General features: G+C 49.8%; 5 tRNA genes and 1 rRNA gene. All 6 read right to left on the minus strand.

Going from position 1 to position 653, the window contains the following annotated elements:
• Nucleotides 1-36: 36 nt before the first annotated feature.
• The 6 genes from U860_RS0129040 to rrf all read right to left on the minus strand — a co-directional run bounded on the left by U860_RS0129040 (nt 37) and on the right by rrf (nt 587).
• Nucleotides 37-117 (minus strand) — tRNA-Leu (locus U860_RS0129040).
• A gap of 15 nt (nt 118-132) precedes the next feature.
• A tRNA-Lys gene (locus U860_RS0129045) sits at nt 133-208 on the minus strand.
• A gap of 4 nt (nt 209-212) precedes the next feature.
• A tRNA-Gln gene (locus tag U860_RS0129050) sits at nt 213-287 on the minus strand.
• Nucleotides 288-298: 11 nt separating this feature from the next.
• Nucleotides 299-382 (minus strand) — tRNA-Tyr (locus U860_RS0129055).
• A gap of 8 nt (nt 383-390) precedes the next feature.
• A tRNA-Val gene (locus tag U860_RS0129060) sits at nt 391-466 on the minus strand.
• A gap of 5 nt (nt 467-471) precedes the next feature.
• Nucleotides 472-587 (minus strand): 5S ribosomal RNA (gene rrf / locus U860_RS0129065).
• Nucleotides 588-653 lie beyond the last annotated feature (66 nt).

Here is a 653-nt window from a genome sequence, read left to right on the forward strand (position 1 = left end):
CTTCCGCAAGACATGTATGAGATATTTTATTAAAAGTGCGGGTGAAGGGAGTCGAACCCCCACGCCAAAGGCGCCAGATCCTAAGTCTGGTGCGTCTGCCAATTCCGCCACACCCGCATATTTTATTAAAAATGGTGAGCCATGAAGGATTCGAACCTTCGACCCTCTGATTAAAAGTCAGATGCTCTACCAACTGAGCTAATGGCTCTTAATGGCTGGGCTAGCTGGATTCGAACCAGCGCATGACGGAGTCAAAGTCCGTTGCCTTACCGCTTGGCTATAGCCCATTAATTAAGAATGGTGGAGGGGGGCAGATTCGAACTGCCGAACCCGAAGGAGCGGATTTACAGTCCGCCGCGTTTAGCCACTTCGCTACCCCTCCGACATAAATGGTGGAGGATGACGGGATCGAACCGCCGACCCCCTGCTTGTAAGGCAGGTGCTCTCCCAGCTGAGCTAATCCTCCATTTTGCCTGGCAACGTCCTACTCTCACAGGGACAAGGTCCCAACTACCATCGGCGCTAGAGAGCTTAACTTCCGTGTTCGGTATGGGAACGGGTGTGGCCTCTCTGCCATCATTACCAGACTGTATTCATTTAAGACAAGAATCATTGTAACTCATTCACTTTTAAAAGTCAACAAGTTTTTTATA

It is taken from the genome of Bacillus sp. H1a (assembly GCF_000633475.1).
GTDB lineage: Bacteria > Bacillota > Bacilli > Bacillales > Bacillaceae_G > Bacillus_A > Bacillus_A paramycoides.